Below are 17657 nucleotides of genomic sequence, written 5' to 3'. Positions count from 1 at the left end.
GCAAAAATGGTTGGAGGAGACGGTTAGCACATGAGTTGGTTTGAAGCAATGGAGCATCACGATTATGAGGAACTGGTTCTATGCCAGGATCGAAATTCAGGGTTAAAAGCAATCATCGCCATACATGACACAACACTCGGCCCTGCGTTGGGAGGCACACGGATGTGGACTTACGCTTCAGAAGAAGCAGCCATTGAAGATGCCCTGCGCCTTGCCCGTGGTATGACATATAAGAATGCGGTATCCGGACTGAATCTGGGCGGCGGCAAAACCGTTATTATCGGAGATCCAAGGCGCGACAAAAACGAAGCAATGTTTCGAGCGTTTGGACGATATATTCAAGGGTTGAACGGACGTTATATCACAGCCGAAGATGTGGGAACAACGGAAGAGGACATGAACCTGATCTATCAGGAAACGGACTATGTGACAGGCATCTCGGCGAGTTATGGTTCATCCGGTAATCCATCACCTGCAACGGCTTGGGGTGTATATCGTGGGATCAAGGCAGCAGCCAAAGAAGCATTTGGTACCGATCTGCTGGAGGGTAAGACGATAGCGGTCCAAGGTGTCGGCAATGTGGCGATGCATCTGTGCAAATATCTGTATGAGGAAGGTGCACATCTGATCGTTACGGATATCCATAAGGACGCGGTGAAACAGGCTGTGGATCGCTTCGGCGCAACAGCTGTTGATCCCGCGGACATCACTAGTGTGGATTGCGATATCTATGCACCATGTGCACTGGGCGGCACGATTAATGACGATACACTCAAAACGCTCAAGGCGAAGGTTGTAGCGGGCTGTGCCAATAATCAGCTGCTGGAGACCCGTCATGGGGATCAGTTGTATGATATGGGCATCGTATATGCGCCTGACTATGTTATCAATGCAGGTGGCGTAATTAACATTGCGGATGAGCTGAATGGTTATAATGCGGATCGGGCGTGGAGCAAGATCGGAGAGATCTATTCCAATCTGGAGAAAATATTCGAAAGCTCACGTACCGAGGGCATCGCTACCTATGTTGCCGCAGATCGTCTGGCTGAGCGACGAATCGAACAGATGAAGAATACGCGCAGTACATTCTTGCAGAATGGGCACCACGCGCTGAGTTCCCGGAGATTGCGCAAGTAAACGGTATTGAATCATAAAAAAACTTAAAACGGTCTGTTAGATAACGGCAACATCCATTCCAAGATGGATAGTCGATCTGACAGGCCATTTTTATGTTGCTATCAGAATTTTAAAAAAAAGAAAAACAGTGGCAATATCTCCCTAATTGATCAATTTTACTATGGATTTTTCCGATAATGTATGTACATCGTTCAGATGCAGATGGTTCAGGGAAGTGGGGAGAAGGAAATGGGGAAAAGAAAAGGTATAGGGTATAAGCTCAAAAATATGTCGCTTAAAATCAAGCTGCCTTTCATGATCAGTGTATTGGTTGTGTTGGTTCTGCTTGGTGCAACAACCACAAGTTATATGATTTCATCTGATGTTGTGGTCAAGAAAAGCAAGGATGAGATTAATGTGATGGCTGACCGCCTTGGGGAAGGGCTTTGGACAGCGATGCAGCTTCAACAGCAGATGAGTCATGCGATATCCGTACATAGTACTTTTAAAGAACTCTTGAAGTTACGTGATACCAATGAAATGACAGATGAGACCTTTTTCACAGATGAGAATCCATATTTCAACAGAGCGAATACGATTCTCACCGACAGTATAACTGACACGGGAGGCACCAAGCCGGATCTGTTTGTGTTTGACAAGGAAGGAACCATGGTTGCGGGAACCATGCCGGAAGTCATTGGGCAGTCACGGGGAGATCGGGAATATTTTAAGGAATCCATACAGGGGAAATCCTTCATCAGTGACGCGGTCGTCTCTAAGACTAGCAAGAAGCTCATTATTGTATTCTCGGAGCCTATCACCGATGAACAGGGGAATATACTAGGTGTGTTCGCCATGTCGGTGGACAGCAGCTTTTTCCTGGGGCAACTGGGAGACATTAAAATCAATGCCGAAGGCAGAGTTGAAGTGCTGAGCCGGAGCGGCATCATCATGTATGATTCACTGGATCCTTCCATTGTGGGACAAACGCTGGAAGCGGACAAGGAAGCGATGGGAATCATCGAGGCCAGAGCCACTGACAAAGTGAAAATCACTTCGATGGATCGAGATGATATCTACTACCGTGTTAATCAGATTCCTGACGCAGATCTCTCCGTGGTCATTATTGACGATTATGATGATATCAAACGTCCATTAGAGGATATGCAACGCCAGATGGTTATCGTGACATTGATCGGAATTGCTCTGGCTATTGGCGTAGGATTATTGATCTCTCGTAGTATTACGAGACCTATCGTTCGTCTGATCGGGCTGTTCCAACAGCTTGCTCAAGGGAATCTGACCGTCAAGGCCAATGGTAGATATAACAGTGAATTCAAGGATCTGGCGGAAAGCTTCAATGGCATGGTGGAGCAGAACAGAAACCTGATCACCGATATGAATAGTTCGATCCATGTTCTTCAAGCCAGCACCCAGGAGCTGGAGGAAACGTCCAGGCAGACGGCAAGGTCCATTGATGAGACATCGGCGACGTCCATGGGGATTGCCAAAGCCATGGAGGCCCAATCGGAAGATACCGAGCAGATTGCAGGCAAATTCAACAGCTTTGGCGATAAAGTGGCTGCCATGAACAGCAGTGCACAGGATGTGAAGGCAAGAGCAGATGAGATCGAATCTGTATTCCACAACGGGAATGAAGTCGTCAATGAATTGATGCGTATCAATGAGGTGAACGAGCGCGAAGTGGAGAAGATCTCGGAGATTACCGTCAAACTTCAAACGAGTTCGGGCAGTATTAGTCAGATCACGGAAGCCATCAGCCAGATTGCGAAGCAGACCAATCTGCTTGCATTGAATGCTTCAATTGAAGCATCACGGGCTGGGGAGCATGGCCGAGGATTTGCAGTTGTAGCTGAGGAGATCCGCAACCTGGCAGAGCAGAGTTCCCGCCAGTCCAAGGAAATCTCCAGCATTATCGAGCAGAATCTGGCCGATGTTGCCGAGAACAACCAAAGTGTTGCGGAAATTCACACCATTTCGTCCAGGCAGGATGAGCTTGTCTTGCAGACTCGTCAGGCATTTGATGTGATATTGGAGAAGGTTACGGTCATTAATCAACAGATCGCCACGATGGCAGGACAGATGCAGGAGATGTTACAGAACAAGGATGATGTACTGGAGTCGGCCCATAGTTTGTCGGCTTCAGGAGAGCAGGTATCTGCTTCGGTTGAAGAGGTAACAGCAACCATGATGGAGCAGTCTTCAACGGTACAGCAGTTGGCCAACATGGTTGATACGATCGATCAATTGACGCAAAAACTGGCTGAATCGGCTGCGCGTTTCAAGGTGGAGTAAGCGTTATGTGATATAGAGAGAAAGAAGGCAAAGGCACTCTTTATGAGTGTCTTTTGCCTTCTTTTTTTATAGTCTAAATTCAATGTATTCCAAATCCATTTAGTGATCAATGAGATGCAACAGTTGAGGGAGAGGTGTGCGAGGCTTGGGCATAGGCTGATCTTCAGCGTTAAAATACCCCATGTGAAGTGTACCTACTATTTTTTCCTCAGATGTCACACCAATGGCTTCACAGAATAGCGGACTTTCGTTAAAAGGGCTTGTCTTCCATACGACGCCGATGTGTTGTTCCCAGGCGAGCAACTGTATGTTCTGGATCAGTGCCGAGGTTGCAGCAAAAGCCTCTTCCCACGCCTTGGAGGGCAGGTTGGCTGTCATAACCACAACCAGATGCACAGGTGTCTGCGCACAATAGGCCGCTCTGATTTGTTGTCCGTACTTTGCTACAAATTCAGGATTGCGTGTACTCAATACAGCGCTTGCGAATGTTTCTCTGCCCTCATTCATAAACAGAATGAAGCGCCAAGGTTCCTTTTTGGAGTGAAAAGGTGCCCATATCGCGTCCTCCAGAATCTCATGAATCGTTTCCAAGGGAATGGGTAGGCCATTAAATTCCTGAATCGTCCGTCGTTCGATCACGGTCTGCCTAAGACTTGTTTTAGGTTTCATCATGTCCCTCTATAACTCGAAGGAAGCAGCGATCTCATCAATAATTTTGCTAAGTCCGATGGGACCGTATCCTGCAAACCACAGGTTGGCATCACCGATATATACATGATCGTTCTGGACTGCATTCAGATTGGACCAGATGGATGTATCCATGATGTTATTAAGCACAACCTTGTTTTCTTCACCTGGACGGAGAATGATAAACAGTCGATCCGGGTTCAGTTCAGGCAGAATTTCCTCGGAAATTGCAACATTCCATGATCCCTCGAAATCTACACTGTCTACTGAAGCAGGGATTAATCCCAGAGCACCAAACAGAGTGAAGTTATCATCAGGTTTAATCAACTGAAGCTGTTTATCCTGCACACGCATGTAGGCCACCGTTTCGTCTTTGGCCTTTACGGCAAGCTCATCATGGGTTTGGGTGACTTTGGCATCATAGGCGTCTTTGACCGCTTGGGCTTCTTTTTCTTTGCCAAGAACGGTTGCCGTTTCCATGAATCGCTCCCAGTCTCCTTTTTCTTCATTATCAAAAAGGATCGTTGGGGCAATTTTGGAGAGTTGCTCATAGTTTGCTTCATTTAACGTTTTGGAGGCCAGAATGAGATCCGGCTCAGCCTGGAGCAATGCTTCAAAATTGGGAGACTCGCCGGAACCTACGGCAGTGGTATCTTTCATCTGATCTGCCAGGTATTCAGGGAATCCGAGATCGTTATACGTTACCATGGCTGTTGGTTCAATGCCGAGAGCGAGTAATTGGTCAGCAAAGACGTAGAGCATACCCGCAATTTTTTTTGGTTCAGCAGGAATTTCGATATCCCCTTTGATCGTAGAAATGGTGCGTGTATTCTCACTTCCCTGTTCAGCGGTTGAGGGCTCTGCCCCATTGGACTCGGGTGAAGCGGAGTTCCCGCTGTTCTGGGAAGTTCCACAGCCTGCAAGCATGCTGCATAGAAGAAGAATGGTTATAAGGAATCGTCCCGATTTGAAAAAGGTAGAGAAGACTTGCTTGTTAGGTAAAGACACGTTGTACACACCCTTTAATTGATTTTGATTATCATTATCAAAATAATTATAGGTCCATTCCAAATCGTAATCCATGGATATTCCTGTTTAATGCATGGACGTTTGGCTCAGGAACAATTGACTAACCCGATTCAGAAACAGATTATGAGCCAAGGAAGTATAACAGGAGTAGGGGGAGGAATCGCCCAATTCATAGACTTGATTCATACGGACCGCCTCCCATTGCTGCCAGATTGAATTTTGCATAAGCGACGCTACAGTGTGCGTACGCTCTTCTGCGTGACCACTTGTAAACAGAATGAAGTATTCAATATCCGACTGAACCAGCTGTTCCAGTGACATTAAACGGGAATGGGATACGTGGTGTAGAGCTTGGGGTACGGATAACTGCAAATCATCATAGAGAACCGTCCCCAGATTACGGTTGCCGTAGACCCTGAACTGTCCATCTTCGTATTGCGCCACAGCCACAGGGCGGTCATCGATGGCATGCTGTATACTGGAGATTTTTTGTTTGACCGATAGATCATAACGTTCCAGCCATTCTTCACCAGCTGTTATTTTGCCAACGGATTGTGCAATGGAGTACAACTGTTTACGCCAATCTCCTGCAAAAGATATGGTACAAGTGGAGGCAATATGCCGAAATAATTCGGCTTTTTTGGGCTCTTCATAATCGGTTCCTTCATACCCAATGATCAGTTCCGGGTGTGCGTTCATTAATAGTTCCAGATCAGGCTGATCTCTGCCCACTTGAATCACATTTTTGAATTCATATGAGGTTCTATGGACCGGATTAATCAGTGCCGCATAAGGCTCAATACCAAGGGCAAGCAGATGCCCCGTATATGGATGGGCAAGTGAAGCGATACGTGTTACGGAGCGATGCTTTTTAATATAGACCATGGGAGACAATCCGGTGGTTGCTTTGAATTTTCGGCTGAAATAGAATTCATCTTCATACCCGACCTGACGGGCTGTTTGTTTGATCGTGTTGTCTGAGGCCAGTAGTAGATCACCGGCTTCCCGGATGCGTACGGCGTTCAAATATTCGATGGGGCCTTGTCCAATCATTTTTTTGAACAATCTGGAATAACGGGTGATACTCAGTCCAGCCAATTCAGCCAGTTTTTCGCGTGTGAAGCTCTCCTGATAATGTGTATTGATATATTTTTGGCTCTGCTTTACCGCTTCACTTGCTGTATCTTCCTGAAATTTTTGCTTCTTCTGCTTCAAGAGGACAAGACACAGTTCCTGAAAGAGGATCTGACGTGCCATTCCAGCCCATGGATCTTCCTTCTGCCCACCTTCATGGATTTGAATGGCGAGCACGGGAGCTGAGGGAACAACAGCGGGAATGAATTCAAGATGTGGATCAATAACTCGCTGCATCTTGCCATCCAGTTCTTCGTTGTAGACATTGTAGGTTAAGGTGACACATTCAAAGTCATGCTGTACCTCGGTAGTTGCGTTACAGGTGTGAGAAGGCGGGATGGAAAGGACTTGAGGAGCGCATAGAAAGATGACTTTGTCTTCGACTTTGACGGTTAAGCTCCCTTTGATCATAATTAGCAGCGTATGATGTGGACGGGATGGAAAGGACACTTGTTCAGCATTGTTGTCGATATGCCGGGCATCAATGAGCCTATATAAAAGATTCGTGAGTTTCATCTGATCTTCTCCTGACTGCTGCGAATGTACAATACTATAGTAATGTTTATGGCAAGTTATCTCTATCAAAATGTAATGCACTTCTGATTGAGCAGCTTCATGAATTGATCCAGCGCACTGCTGACATAACGATCCTCACCGCGGACAAAGGTTGTCGTGGTATGAGTATAACGATCTGCGAGATCAAATACGGAGAAATCATCCGGTTTCTTGTGAATAACGCTGCACGGCATAATGGTAAAAGCAATGCCAGATTCCACACAGCTGAGCAGGTTTTCCATCGTACTCACTTCAATGATATTGCGTGCGGACAACCCTTCTTCTTGCAGGAATTCTTCAGTCATTTCACGATATGGGCAGCCCTCGGGGAAAACAACCCAGGATACTTGGCACAGGCTTGCGGGTGGTATATCCATCCGCTTGGAGATGATATGAACCGTGTCTTGCATCTCATATTCCACCTTCAGCCCCTCCTTCACACAAGCCCCACTGATAAAAGCACCGTCAATCTCATAGTCCTGTATTTTCTTGCGCAGTACTTTGGGTGAAGTGGCGTTAACGAGTGAGATGGACACCTCCGGGTAGGTTATTTGATATTCATTCAGAATCTCCATAAAGCGGCTGGATGCCGCTGTTTCCACAATGCCGATTTTTAGCGTGCCAGAAGGTTCACCTGGATCGGTCATATCCTGCTTCAGATCGTGCAAAAGGTTGTGAATCTGTGTGGCGTACTGGACGAACTGTTCTCCTTTGGAGGTCAGTGCAACACCTTTGGGAAATCGGTTGAACAACTGGATTTGATATTCCTGTTCCAGTTTTTTGATGCGTGTAGTGACATTGGACTGGGCGTAATTCAATTCTTTGGCGGCCTGTGAGATTTTGCCTGAACGTGCCACCGCAAGAATAATATCGATATCAGAAAGTTCCATGCTGTATCCTCCTGAACGTGGATTAACTTACATTGCTTCCGCAGATGTTCATGTTAGGTATCTCTCTGAGAGATACAACTATATATTACAATCATTTTACGATATATCAGAGCCGCCGTACAATATCCCTAATGACGAAGAGAGTAGGGATATAACATGGATAAAATGAATACACGTTCAACACTATTAAGCCCGGTGACGATTCATCAGTGGCAATTAAGGAACCGAATGGTGATGGCACCGTTGACCCGGGGATTTGCTGATGACCAGAGGGGGACCGTGACGGATGAGATGGTGGCATATTATGAGCAGCGTGCGCGGGATGGTGTGGGACTGATCATTACCGAGGGCATTAACCCGAATCTGGCAGGCAAAGGCACTTATGGCATCCCCGGCTTATATACAGATGAACAGACGACTTCTTGGAAAAGAGTAACGGATGCTGTTCACAGACATGGTGGCACCATTATTGCTCAACTGTGGCATGTCGGCAGATTGTCCCACTCCGATCTGATCGGAGCTGTTCCATTGGCACCTTCCAGCCTTGCGGCAGAGGGAAGAGTGCATAAGCTGCATAAGCCGTATCAGATTCCCCAAGCGATGAGTTCACAGGATATAGCGGATACGATTCAGCATTTTCAGACGGCCGCCCGCAATGCGGTTCTGGCAGGTTTTGACGGAATTGAGCTTCATGCTGCGCATGGGTATCTGATCGACCAGTTTATCAATGAGAAGACCAACCACAGAACAGACGAATATGGAGGCGACACTGCGGGCAGATTGCAGTTCCTGCGGGATCTTATTGTGGCTGTGAAAAAAGAGATCAGTGTGGATCGCATATCGGTACGATTCTCCGAGAAAAAGGATGATGATGCATCCTATGCATGGGTAGACAAAGCTGGAATGATCGATGCATATCTGAAGTTGTTCCGCGAGACGGGAATTACGATTTTGCATCCCTCAACAGATCAATATACGAAAGCGTGGGCAGCGGAGCAGTCCTTTCACGAGCGGATTCGTAGTCGGTGGGATGGAATCATCATTGGTGTGGGGGATTTGGATGTTCAGACCGCAGAGCAAGCGATTGGTAAGGGAAGCATAGATCTGGCCGCGTTCGGAAGACCTTTTATCTCCAACCCCGATCTGGTGCAAAAATTGAATGCTGGTGAGCCATTGGTGGAGTATGATGCAGCTAAGCATCTGCCCGTGTTGGTATAAAAGAGAAAACCGAGTCAAAGAAAAATCAAAAAAAGACTGAACGCTACTGACATACTGTTGGCAAGAGCGTCCTTGTATGATCAAGGTATACAAATACTAAGGAGGACATTACATTATGTCAGCAATTGGACCCGATTTCATTTCACTTCAAGTGAGCAATCTTGAAAGCTCTGCAGAATTTTATCAAACCTATCTCGGACTGGTACGCTCACAGGCGGGACCACCTCATGCGGTGGTTTTTGAAACAAAGCCCATTACATTTGCTCTACGTGATCTATTGCCAGGAACCGAACTCGGTTCAGGTACTCAGCCAGGACTGGGCATCGCTCTTTGGCTTCATGCTCCTGATACACAAGAGATTCATGACAAACTTGTTGCAGCAGGCGTAAAGATTACATCTGCACCCATAGATGGACCATTCGGGCGAACCTTTACATTTGCCGACCCAGATGGGTACCAAGTTACCCTTCACAGTAAAGCCTAATACGCAGATGTATCCATCTTAATCATAGTGATACCTTGCTCTGTCATAGGGAGCCAAGTGTTGATTACAACATCAAGGGCAGTACTGATCCTTAGGATCAGTCTGCCCTTATTTGGTCGTTCGGATTAAACGATTAATTCATTCTATTCATGGCTGACGACTACAGCTTTCTTTTCCGTAAAGTAATACACCAAAGCGAGCAGCGGCATGATCAGTCCAATCAGCGTTGTGAGACTCCAGCCTCCGTTAGCATAAGACCAGCTTCCAAGAGATGAACCAATCGCACCGCCAACAAAAAAGATCGACATGAATATGCCATTCACACGCCCTCTGGCTTCACTTCCTAAGGAGTAGATGATGCGTTGACCCAGCACCAGATTTCCCGAGACAGCCATATCCAGTGTGATCGCCACGATCACAAGCAGGATCAATGCAAACGTGGAGTGGCTCTGGAACACATAAGCAAGACCGAATGAAGCAGCAGCGATCACCATGGCAGCACCTGTCAGAATGCGCGTTAGTCCGCGATCCGCCAGTCTCCCGGCAATGGGAGCGGCAATAGCACCTCCGACACCAGCCAGTGCGAACCAGGCAATGCCTTGCTGTGACATGCCAAAATTGTTAGCGAGCCTGAGTGGAACCGTGGTCCAAAACAAGCTGAAAGCACCAAACAAACTGGCCTGATAGAACGCCCGGCGGCGCAGCAGAGGCATCGTTCTGAACAGTGTGCCCAATGAAACGATTAATTGACCGTATTTCAAGGTGGGTTCAGGCTGGCGAGCAGGAAGAGCACGTGATAGGAGCAGCATTAGAAGTGCTATGACAATGGCGGAGAATACAAAGACCGTCTGCCATCCGAAGAGGCTTGTGATAAAGCTTGCGACAGGACGAGCCAGCATGATGCCCAGCAGCAGACCACTCATTACATTGCCAACAACCCGTCCGCGTTGTTCCTCGGAAGTAAGATATGTCGCATAGGGCACTAGAATTTGAGCGACAACAGAACCTATGCCGATGAATAGAGAGGCAGTTAGAAATACAACAGCAGTGGGCGAGAAAGCCGCAGCAATCAGGGCAACAACCAGTACGATGAGGAAAAGGACGACCAGGCGTCGATTCTCGATAATGTCACTGAGCGGCACGATGAATAACAAACCAATAACATAACCAATCTGAGTCAACGTTACGATCAATCCGGCAGCGGCAGAAGAAAGGCCCGTGGTCATGCTAATCGGTCCGATAACGGTCTGAGCATAATACAGGTTTGCCACGATCAATCCACAAGCGGATGCTAGCAAAAAAATAATCCAGGCAGGTACAGGTGCCTTCTTCACTTGTTGTCTCATATCCATCTTAATCATCCTCCACAGATTTCATATTCGTATTGAAAATTCGATATTCCAGATAAACGGGTGCTGTTTAAAATGTTAATTGCTAAACGTTGTGTTCACTAATTACAAACATATAATAAACTAAACGTTTAGTATTGTAAATAGGCTAAACATATTTTAATGAAGATTAAAATGAAGATGTAAAAATGAGCGGAGATTGAATTGTGTGTACGCAATGCATTTTAGTATAATGAACGTATCGTTTTTATGAATATTACTGATGATAAAATATATTTTTTATATCCAGGAGGGCTCAAGATGACTGCCAAAAGAGGACGTCCACGTAACATGGAAACCCAGAATGCCATTCTTAACGCATCCTATGAGTTGTTGTTGGAACACGGATTCGGGGCTGTTACGATTGAGAAGATTGCTGAGCGCGCACAAGTGAGCAAAGCCACGATCTACAAATGGTGGCCGAACAAAGGCGCCGTCATCATGGACGGATATATGTCTGCCGCAACGGCAAGATTACCAGTACCGGATACAGGCTCGGTATTGGAAGATATACGTATACATGCGAGTAATCTGGTTCGTTTTTTGACCAGTCGGGAAGGAAAAGTGATTACGCAGATTATCGGAGAAGGGCAATCGGATGAAGGGCTTGCGGAAGAATATCGCACAAGATACATCCAACCACGTCGGCGTGAAGCTCGGGGAATTCTGGAGAAGGGTGTGGAGCGCGGCGAATTGAAGAGTGGGATAGACATTGGACTGTACATTGATCTGATCTATGGACCGGTCTTCTATCGCATGTTAGTGACGGGGGAAGCGATGGATGATGCGTTTGTAGATGTGATGCTCCGTTCATTGTTTGAAGGCATTCAGTCCAATTAGATATAGGGATAGTCGCGATACAAGCGGGAGTAAGAGGGAAGAGGGCGATTCGTAGGAATCACCCTGGAAGGGCACGCGTGTATTGTTCGTGGGAGAATGTTATACCTGGAATATAGGTGAGATGGCTGTGGGCCATGAATCTGTAGCATTAGAGGAAAGGAAGGATGAGTGCTGGGTTAACACCGGGGGTTCATTCCATACCGAACTTGGCAGTTCACGGCGTAATACAGGGGCCACTTCCTTGGCAAAACGCTCCACTTGCTCCAACTGCTCGCTATGCGTCAGTCCATCTACGCTGATACTCAGCACCTGATGTCCGTAAGCGGTATGATAGTCCAGAATTTTCTCAATGACCTGCTCCGGACTGCCGATTAACGCAGGACCTCGTGCAATGTTATCCTCCAGATCGGTGAAGGGCGACTGATTATGCTGTGCGGCGGCGGTGGCGTGGAACGCTTCATAGTATGGCTTATAGCGGCGAATGGCTTCTTCACCCGTATCGGCAAGATAGAGACTGCCGGCACCAGAGCCAATCACTGACTGCTGCGGATCATGACCATAATAATCGAGACGCTCCCGATAATGATCAATTAACGCTTTGTATTTGGCCTGAGGGTGAAAAGAATTCGACGTGAAGAGCGGTTCCCCATATTTGGCAGCGAGTTCAGTTGAGACTGTGCTGGATGCGCTACCATGCCAGATTGGGATGGACTGCTGAAGCGGCCTGGGCCACGTGGTCACTCCCTCAAGCGGAGGGCGATACGTTCCCTGCCAGGTGACATTCTCTTCAGACCACAGCCGTTTTAGCAAATGATACCGTTCATCGAGTGAGTCCCATTGTTCCTCTTCGCTTATGCCAAACAGCGGATAGTGTCGAGGGTCATTGCCTTTCCCGATGATCATCTCCAACCGTCCGCTTGATAATTGATCCAACGTGGCATAATCCTCGGCAACCCGGACTGGATCAAGTATACTAAGAACAGTGACGGTGGTTAGTAACCGAATACGTGTGGTTGCTGCGGCTATTGCGGTTAATACGACAGGTGGCGAGGAAGATAGAAAAGGCGCACCGTGTCGTTCACCGATCCCATAGGCATCGAAACCCAGTTGTTCAGCCAGCTTCGCTTGCTCTAATATATTGTGGAATTTCTGCTGAGTCGTCAGAGCTTCCCCGGTTACGGCATTAGGCAGATTCATCATGAGACTAAACAAGGCAAATTTCATCTGACCTTCTCCTTGAACTGAATTGATTGAACTGAATTGATAATATCTGTGTCGTATAATCCTATTGAAATAGTAGGATATGTAAGTGGATTAAATGTATCATGTTCTCACGGATTCTTCTAATGGATTTTTTCTATAAGCAGGAGCCTCCAGGCTTTCTTGCATATATGTGAAGGAAATTGCCACGATTTTTATTGACCGCTGTAAAATTTAGGATTAAAATTGTGCTTATCATATAAATTCAAAATTATGGATTTTCATTGTGGAGGTGGGATACATGGAACCTACAACTACGATACGCTCATATATTGAGGACTACATCAGGAAACAGGGGTACACCCTGCAGTATTTTGCCGATATATCGGGAGTTAACGCCGGAACGCTTAGTGCAATTATTAAGGGGACTCGGCCCATTGCTATGGCTCAACTGGATCTGATTACCCAAGGCATGAAGCTGGAAGAGGGGTATTTCTACGAGATTTATGGGGCTGAATGTTTCGTGGAATCGGCACCCCATTGGAGAAGACTGGAACCATTCCTGCAGCGCTGTGCTGAATTGGACAAGCTGGAATGTATTCAGAAGGTTATCCAGGAAGTGACGGATGATCGCTCGTATATCTCGGAGTTGTTCGAGATGGCCGAAGGCATGCTTGAACGTGGACAGACGAAGGCTGCACGGATGTTGTACGAATGTGTAGCGGAGTGTGAGAAATATCAACACTCGGAACGTCTGGCTCTGTGCCAGTATCGCATCTTCACGCTGTCTCTCGGTCAGGACCAGCATGAGAATCTCCGGGCTGCCGTGCACTTCGAGCCGTATATTAATCGTTTGGATGAAGAGAGGCAACTGGATGCGATAAGGGAGCTAGCTAATATATATGCAAGCTTAAATTACTGGGATAAAGTATTCCAACTAGCTGAGGAATTGTTGCAACGAGTTAAATTTTTGGAACAATATAAGAATAAGAAAAAGGGAATAGATAATAATCGTATTTCCAAACACCCATTATTTACTTATAAATATTATGCTTATTTGATTATGGCTACGGTGTGGAGTGAACGTAAAGAGTATGAGAAGGCACTAGAGTATATTTCTCTCTATTCAAATATAGTTATTGAAGAACCTACTTTAGAAGATCAATCTTTTATAAAGCGATTCAAAGATTGGGCTGAAGTGAATACCTACTCGTGCAAGTTGATGATGGGTGACATTGACGCACTTAATTCCTATCTTGATTTTATAGAAACTAATGAAAACGAAACTCTACTTGGTCTTGTTAAAGTTATAGAAGCAGCAAATTTGTATCACATTAATATTGATCACGCTCTTCGAAGATTTGATCTGTTTATTCACAAACTACTTAATGAACTTAACTATCAAAGTAGTTATAGTACAGTGATACAGAACAAGCAACACACCAAGTTTTGGGGGAATCTAGCCCTGTACCAACTTTCTAAAGGGAGGTACCAGGAGGGATTTAGAAACTTGCTTATTTGTTTGACGATTGCCCATAAGATCAATGATGACTCTACTATAATATATTGTGTCAGTTTATTTGAAGAGTACAGAAGTCAGGCTTCTGAATCAATAGAGTCCCAATATAAAAGTGTTATCAAGGAGGTCTATGGTCGATATGAAAAAAAAAGTAGCATTGGTATTAATGCTGTTTAGTTCTTTTATTCTATTGCAAAGTTCTAATGATAGTATAGATATTTTTATAAGGTTACTTTCTGATCACGGATTAGGTGGATACTAAGAAGGACAGAGAATATATTGCTGATAAGTGTGCTATTTCCTATTTGGAAGTAGGACGCTTTTTTATTTGCTTAGATTGACCGATGTAAAATACAGGATTAAAATAACATTTATTATATGTTATTGAATTATAAGAGATTTTGTGGCGGAGGTGAGATCGTGGAATCGCTACCTACGATAAGAGTACATATTGAAAGATACATGAGAGAACAAAATCTCAAGTTGCAGCAATTTTCCGATATTACTGGAATTAACGTTGGGACATTAAGCGCTATTCTTAAAGGCAACAGGCCTATGTCTATGAACCAACTGAATCAGATCACTTCTGCAATGGGATTAGAAAAGGGTTATTTTTATGAAACTTACGGAGTAGAGTCTTTCATTGAATCTGCGCCCCACTGGAGACGTTTGGAACCATATCTATACGAGTGTGCTGAACTTGGTAAGCTGGATTGTATACAACAAGTTATTACTCATGTGACTGACGATCGATCCTATATAGAAGAATTATACGGGGTTGCAGAGATTCTCTATGGTAAAGGAATGAATGAGGCAGCTCTTATCTTATACAGATGTGTTGCAGACAGTGAGAAATATCAACACTCGGAGCGGTTGGCCTTATGCCAGTACCGCATTTTCCTGCTTCATAAAACACTGAATAAATTCAATAATCTGAATGCTGCAATAAAGTTTGAACCCTTTATCGACAAATTGAATGAAGAAGTACAGCTGGATGCAATTAAAGATTTAGCTAATTTGTATGGCGCGATAAATCTATGGGATAAGGTTTTTGAGCTGGCTAATGAATTGATTCGAAGAGCTGAATTTCAAGTTCAACTTCAATCTATGAGACGGAAAAGAAAACCAAGAGTAGCCTCATATCCTCTATTTACTTACAAAGCGTATGCTAATCTGCTCATGGCAAATGTATCTGAAGAACGTAAGCAATATAAACAAGCTTTGAAGTACACAGATGTTTATGAGGATATTGTGGATGGAATTGAAAACCCGACAGAGGAAGAACAAGAATTGATAGAGCGATTCAAGGGCTGGGCTGAGGGGAATCGATATTTATACAAAATACTATCTGGTGATTTCGAATTTTTAAATCGTTATTTGGATTACCTAGATATTAATCATGCTGAAATTTTAACAGCACTCACGTATATTATTCAGGCGGCAAATCAGTATTCTTACAATATTGACTATACATTGAATAGATTCCAAAATCACATTGATCAAATTAAAGCGGAAAGCCATGTACAAGGAGTATATAACGAACAGGCAACAAATTTTAGATATATACGCTTGTTCTACGAACTAGCAAAATACAGATTGAAACAGAACGAAATTGAACAGGGAATAGAACATCTAATTACTAGTTTAGAACGTTCTTCTTCATGTAATGAAGATTTTATGTGTATCAAATGCATAGACTTATACGGAAAATATAGAGATCGCGCCAGTAAGACCCAGGAAGAGCAGTATACAAAACTAATAGATAAGTTAGGTGTACCAACTTTTCAATAGTAAAACATCTGGGGAGGACGATGAAGACAATGTCCAATATACGTTCCTATATTGAAGATTACTTGAAGAATGAGGGATATAAGCTACAGCAATTTTCAGAAATGGCTGACATTAATGTTGGTACATTAAGTGCGATCATCAAAGGAAGCAGACTTATGTCAATGAATCAACTAGACCAAATCACATCAGCAATGGGTTTGGAACAGGGATACTTTTATGAAATGTATGGAGTTGAATGTTTTATTGAATCTGCGCCCCATTGGAGGCGATTAGAACCGTATTTATTTCGTTGTGCTGAACTTGGTAAGCTAGATATTATACAACAAGTCATTACTCATGTGACAGATGACCAATCCTACATTGATGAGTTGTTTGAAGTAGCTGAAGATTTGTATAACAAAGGAATGAAGCAAGCAGCACTTATACTGTATGAATGTGTGTCTGAATGCGAAAAATATCAGCACTCTGAACGTTTGGCTATGTGCCAATTTCGTATATTTCTGATTAGTATAAGCTTAAAAAAATTTGATAATCTTAATGCAGCCATTCGTTTAGAGATTTATGTAGAGAAGCTGAATGAAGAGGTACAGTTGGATGCGATCAAGGAATTGGCTAATGTATATAGTACAATGCACTTATGGGAAAAAGTTTATTCATTGGCAGAAGAATTAGAAAGAAAATCTGATGCTCTATTAAGTTTTAGGTCGCGAGGAAAGACTAAACGTATTACGGTTTATCCTTTAATTACTTACAAAGCTTATGCAAGCCTGCTAAAGGCAAGTGTGTTTGAAGCACGTAAAGAATATGCAATGGCTTTAAAATATACAGATATTTATGAGAGAGTAGTTGATATTCCTGAACCATCAGAAGAAGAAGGGATTATGATCGCCAAATTTAAGAGATGGGCTCAAGGAAATCGCATAACAATTAATCTAATGTCTGGAAATCAAGAGTTCATTCTTGAGTATCTTAATTACCTGGAACTTTACTCTGAGGAAACGTTAACTGCTTTTATTAATATTATTGAAGTTGCTAATGAACAATCCCTTAAAATTGAGTTTGATTTAGAAAAATATGAGAACAAAATCAAACGATTTTATTTAGATGAAGGGTGCAATTCACGGATAATGACTCATAGATATATGTTGTTTAATTATGAACTTGCAAAGTATAAATGCAATCGACAAGATTACCAAAACGGTATAGATATAATACTTTATAACTTATCTCTTTCAACATTGAACCAAGACGATCACATGACAGTAAAATGCGTTGATTTATACGGAACTTACAGACAGCAAGCTAGTTTGTCTCAGCAAGAGACGTATTCACAATTATTAAAGACGATAAATATTAAATAAAACAAACAGCCTATCTGCTTCTGAGGTAGGCTGTTTTGTGTTTTGAAAAAGGATTAGGCAGAGAGCAATGCCTTTTCTAAAGTTTTATTTTTACAATATTATGCAAAACGTATTATGTTCTAAAAAGCA

Annotated in this window: 14 protein-coding genes; 8 read left to right on the top strand and 6 right to left on the bottom strand. The window is 44.1% G+C overall.

Annotation, left to right across the window (positions count from 1 at the left end; genetic code table 11):
• Positions 1–30 precede the first annotated feature (30 nt).
• Positions 31–1137 (top strand): Glu/Leu/Phe/Val family dehydrogenase, encoded by a 1107-nt coding sequence (locus tag AB4111_RS25175; RefSeq protein WP_442033671.1) that lies wholly within the window; start codon positions 31–33, stop codon positions 1135–1137.
• Positions 1138–1365: 228 nt separating this feature from the next.
• Entirely contained in the window at positions 1366–3432 is a 2067-nt protein-coding gene (locus AB4111_RS25170) for a methyl-accepting chemotaxis protein (protein WP_442033670.1), read from the top strand.
• 99 nt (positions 3433–3531) lie between these two features.
• Here the strand turns inward: AB4111_RS25170 and AB4111_RS25165 are convergent, their stop codons facing one another.
• The 4 genes from AB4111_RS25165 to AB4111_RS25150 all read right to left on the bottom strand — a co-directional run bounded on the left by AB4111_RS25165 (position 3532) and on the right by AB4111_RS25150 (position 7727).
• The gene (locus tag AB4111_RS25165; RefSeq protein ID WP_405171357.1) at positions 3532–4104 is read right to left on the bottom strand and encodes a nitroreductase family protein; all 573 of its coding nucleotides are present in this window, start codon (positions 4102–4104) and stop codon (positions 3532–3534) included.
• A 6-nt stretch (positions 4105–4110) separates the two neighbouring features.
• A complete protein-coding gene (locus AB4111_RS25160) occupies positions 4111–5202 on the bottom strand; it encodes an ABC transporter substrate-binding protein (RefSeq protein ID WP_442033669.1) in 1092 nt (363 codons plus the stop codon).
• Between the two features lie 12 nt (positions 5203–5214).
• Positions 5215–6798: a helix-turn-helix domain-containing protein gene (locus AB4111_RS25155; protein WP_442033668.1), complete on the bottom strand. Its 1584-nt coding sequence runs from the start codon at positions 6796–6798 to the stop codon at positions 5215–5217.
• Positions 6799–6863: 65 nt separating this feature from the next.
• The gene (locus AB4111_RS25150; RefSeq protein ID WP_105601586.1) at positions 6864–7727 is read right to left on the bottom strand and encodes a LysR family transcriptional regulator; all 864 of its coding nucleotides are present in this window, start codon (positions 7725–7727) and stop codon (positions 6864–6866) included.
• 156 nt (positions 7728–7883) lie between these two features.
• Here AB4111_RS25150 and AB4111_RS25145 point away from each other — a divergent pair, with 156 nt between their 5' ends.
• Positions 7884–8945, top strand: a complete 1062-nt coding sequence (locus AB4111_RS25145; RefSeq protein WP_442033667.1) for an oxidoreductase — start codon at positions 7884–7886, stop codon at positions 8943–8945.
• A gap of 115 nt (positions 8946–9060) precedes the next feature.
• The gene (locus AB4111_RS25140; protein ID WP_442033666.1) at positions 9061–9429 is read left to right on the top strand and encodes a VOC family protein; all 369 of its coding nucleotides are present in this window, start codon (positions 9061–9063) and stop codon (positions 9427–9429) included.
• Positions 9430–9572: 143 nt separating this feature from the next.
• On the opposite strand, the gene AB4111_RS25135 is transcribed toward AB4111_RS25140, so the two are convergent.
• Positions 9573–10781 carry an MFS transporter gene (locus AB4111_RS25135; RefSeq protein ID WP_442033665.1) on the bottom strand — a complete coding sequence of 403 codons (1209 nt, stop codon included), beginning with the start codon at positions 10779–10781 and terminating at the stop codon, positions 9573–9575.
• A gap of 297 nt (positions 10782–11078) precedes the next feature.
• Here AB4111_RS25135 and AB4111_RS25130 point away from each other — a divergent pair, with 297 nt between their 5' ends.
• On the top strand, positions 11079–11657 hold the full coding sequence (locus tag AB4111_RS25130; protein ID WP_442033664.1) for a TetR/AcrR family transcriptional regulator: 579 nt from the start codon (positions 11079–11081) through the stop codon (positions 11655–11657).
• A 99-nt stretch (positions 11658–11756) separates the two neighbouring features.
• Here AB4111_RS25130 and AB4111_RS25125 read toward each other — a convergent pair whose 3' ends face one another.
• On the bottom strand, positions 11757–12881 hold the full coding sequence (locus AB4111_RS25125; protein WP_442033663.1) for an LLM class flavin-dependent oxidoreductase: 1125 nt from the start codon (positions 12879–12881) through the stop codon (positions 11757–11759).
• Between the two features lie 277 nt (positions 12882–13158).
• Here AB4111_RS25125 and AB4111_RS25120 point away from each other — a divergent pair, with 277 nt between their 5' ends.
• The 3 genes from AB4111_RS25120 to AB4111_RS25110 all read left to right on the top strand — a co-directional run bounded on the left by AB4111_RS25120 (position 13159) and on the right by AB4111_RS25110 (position 17528).
• Complete coding sequence (locus tag AB4111_RS25120; RefSeq protein WP_442033662.1) at positions 13159–14553, top strand: transcriptional regulator; 1395 nt, start codon at positions 13159–13161, stop codon at positions 14551–14553.
• Between the two features lie 243 nt (positions 14554–14796).
• A complete protein-coding gene (locus AB4111_RS25115; RefSeq protein ID WP_442033661.1) occupies positions 14797–16167 on the top strand; it encodes a helix-turn-helix domain-containing protein in 1371 nt (456 codons plus the stop codon).
• Between the two features lie 29 nt (positions 16168–16196).
• A complete protein-coding gene (locus tag AB4111_RS25110; RefSeq protein WP_442033660.1) occupies positions 16197–17528 on the top strand; it encodes a hypothetical protein in 1332 nt (443 codons plus the stop codon).
• Positions 17529–17657 lie beyond the last annotated feature (129 nt).

It is taken from the genome of Paenibacillus sp. 2KB_22, from assembly GCF_052115745.1.
Taxonomy (GTDB): Bacteria; Bacillota; Bacilli; order Paenibacillales; family Paenibacillaceae; genus Paenibacillus.
Note: the sequence above shows the minus strand (reverse complement) of the source record. Positions and strands in the feature narration are given on the sequence as shown.

What these genes read in the sequence shown, in the direction of transcription:
- AB4111_RS25140 (WP_442033666.1), top strand. Translation starts at nt 9,061, where the DNA reads ATGTCAGCAATTGGACCCGATTTCATTTCACTTCAAGTGAGCAATCTT.
- AB4111_RS25145 (WP_442033667.1), top strand. Translation starts at nt 7,884, where the DNA reads ATGGATAAAATGAATACACGTTCAACACTATTAAGCCCGGTGACGATT.
- AB4111_RS25160 (WP_442033669.1), bottom strand. Translation starts at nt 5,202, where the DNA reads ATGGATTACGATTTGGAATGGACCTATAATTATTTTGATAATGATAAT.
- AB4111_RS25130 (WP_442033664.1), top strand. Translation starts at nt 11,079, where the DNA reads ATGACTGCCAAAAGAGGACGTCCACGTAACATGGAAACCCAGAATGCC.
- AB4111_RS25165 (WP_405171357.1), bottom strand. Translation starts at nt 4,104, where the DNA reads ATGATGAAACCTAAAACAAGTCTTAGGCAGACCGTGATCGAACGACGG.
- AB4111_RS25175 (WP_442033671.1), top strand. Translation starts at nt 31, where the DNA reads ATGAGTTGGTTTGAAGCAATGGAGCATCACGATTATGAGGAACTGGTT.
- AB4111_RS25150 (WP_105601586.1), bottom strand. Translation starts at nt 7,727, where the DNA reads ATGGAACTTTCTGATATCGATATTATTCTTGCGGTGGCACGTTCAGGC.
- AB4111_RS25170 (WP_442033670.1), top strand. Translation starts at nt 1,366, where the DNA reads ATGGGGAAAAGAAAAGGTATAGGGTATAAGCTCAAAAATATGTCGCTT.
- AB4111_RS25120 (WP_442033662.1), top strand. Translation starts at nt 13,159, where the DNA reads ATGGAACCTACAACTACGATACGCTCATATATTGAGGACTACATCAGG.
- AB4111_RS25155 (WP_442033668.1), bottom strand. Translation starts at nt 6,798, where the DNA reads ATGAAACTCACGAATCTTTTATATAGGCTCATTGATGCCCGGCATATC.
- AB4111_RS25135 (WP_442033665.1), bottom strand. Translation starts at nt 10,781, where the DNA reads ATGGATATGAGACAACAAGTGAAGAAGGCACCTGTACCTGCCTGGATT.
- AB4111_RS25125 (WP_442033663.1), bottom strand. Translation starts at nt 12,881, where the DNA reads ATGAAATTTGCCTTGTTTAGTCTCATGATGAATCTGCCTAATGCCGTA.
- AB4111_RS25110 (WP_442033660.1), top strand. Translation starts at nt 16,197, where the DNA reads ATGTCCAATATACGTTCCTATATTGAAGATTACTTGAAGAATGAGGGA.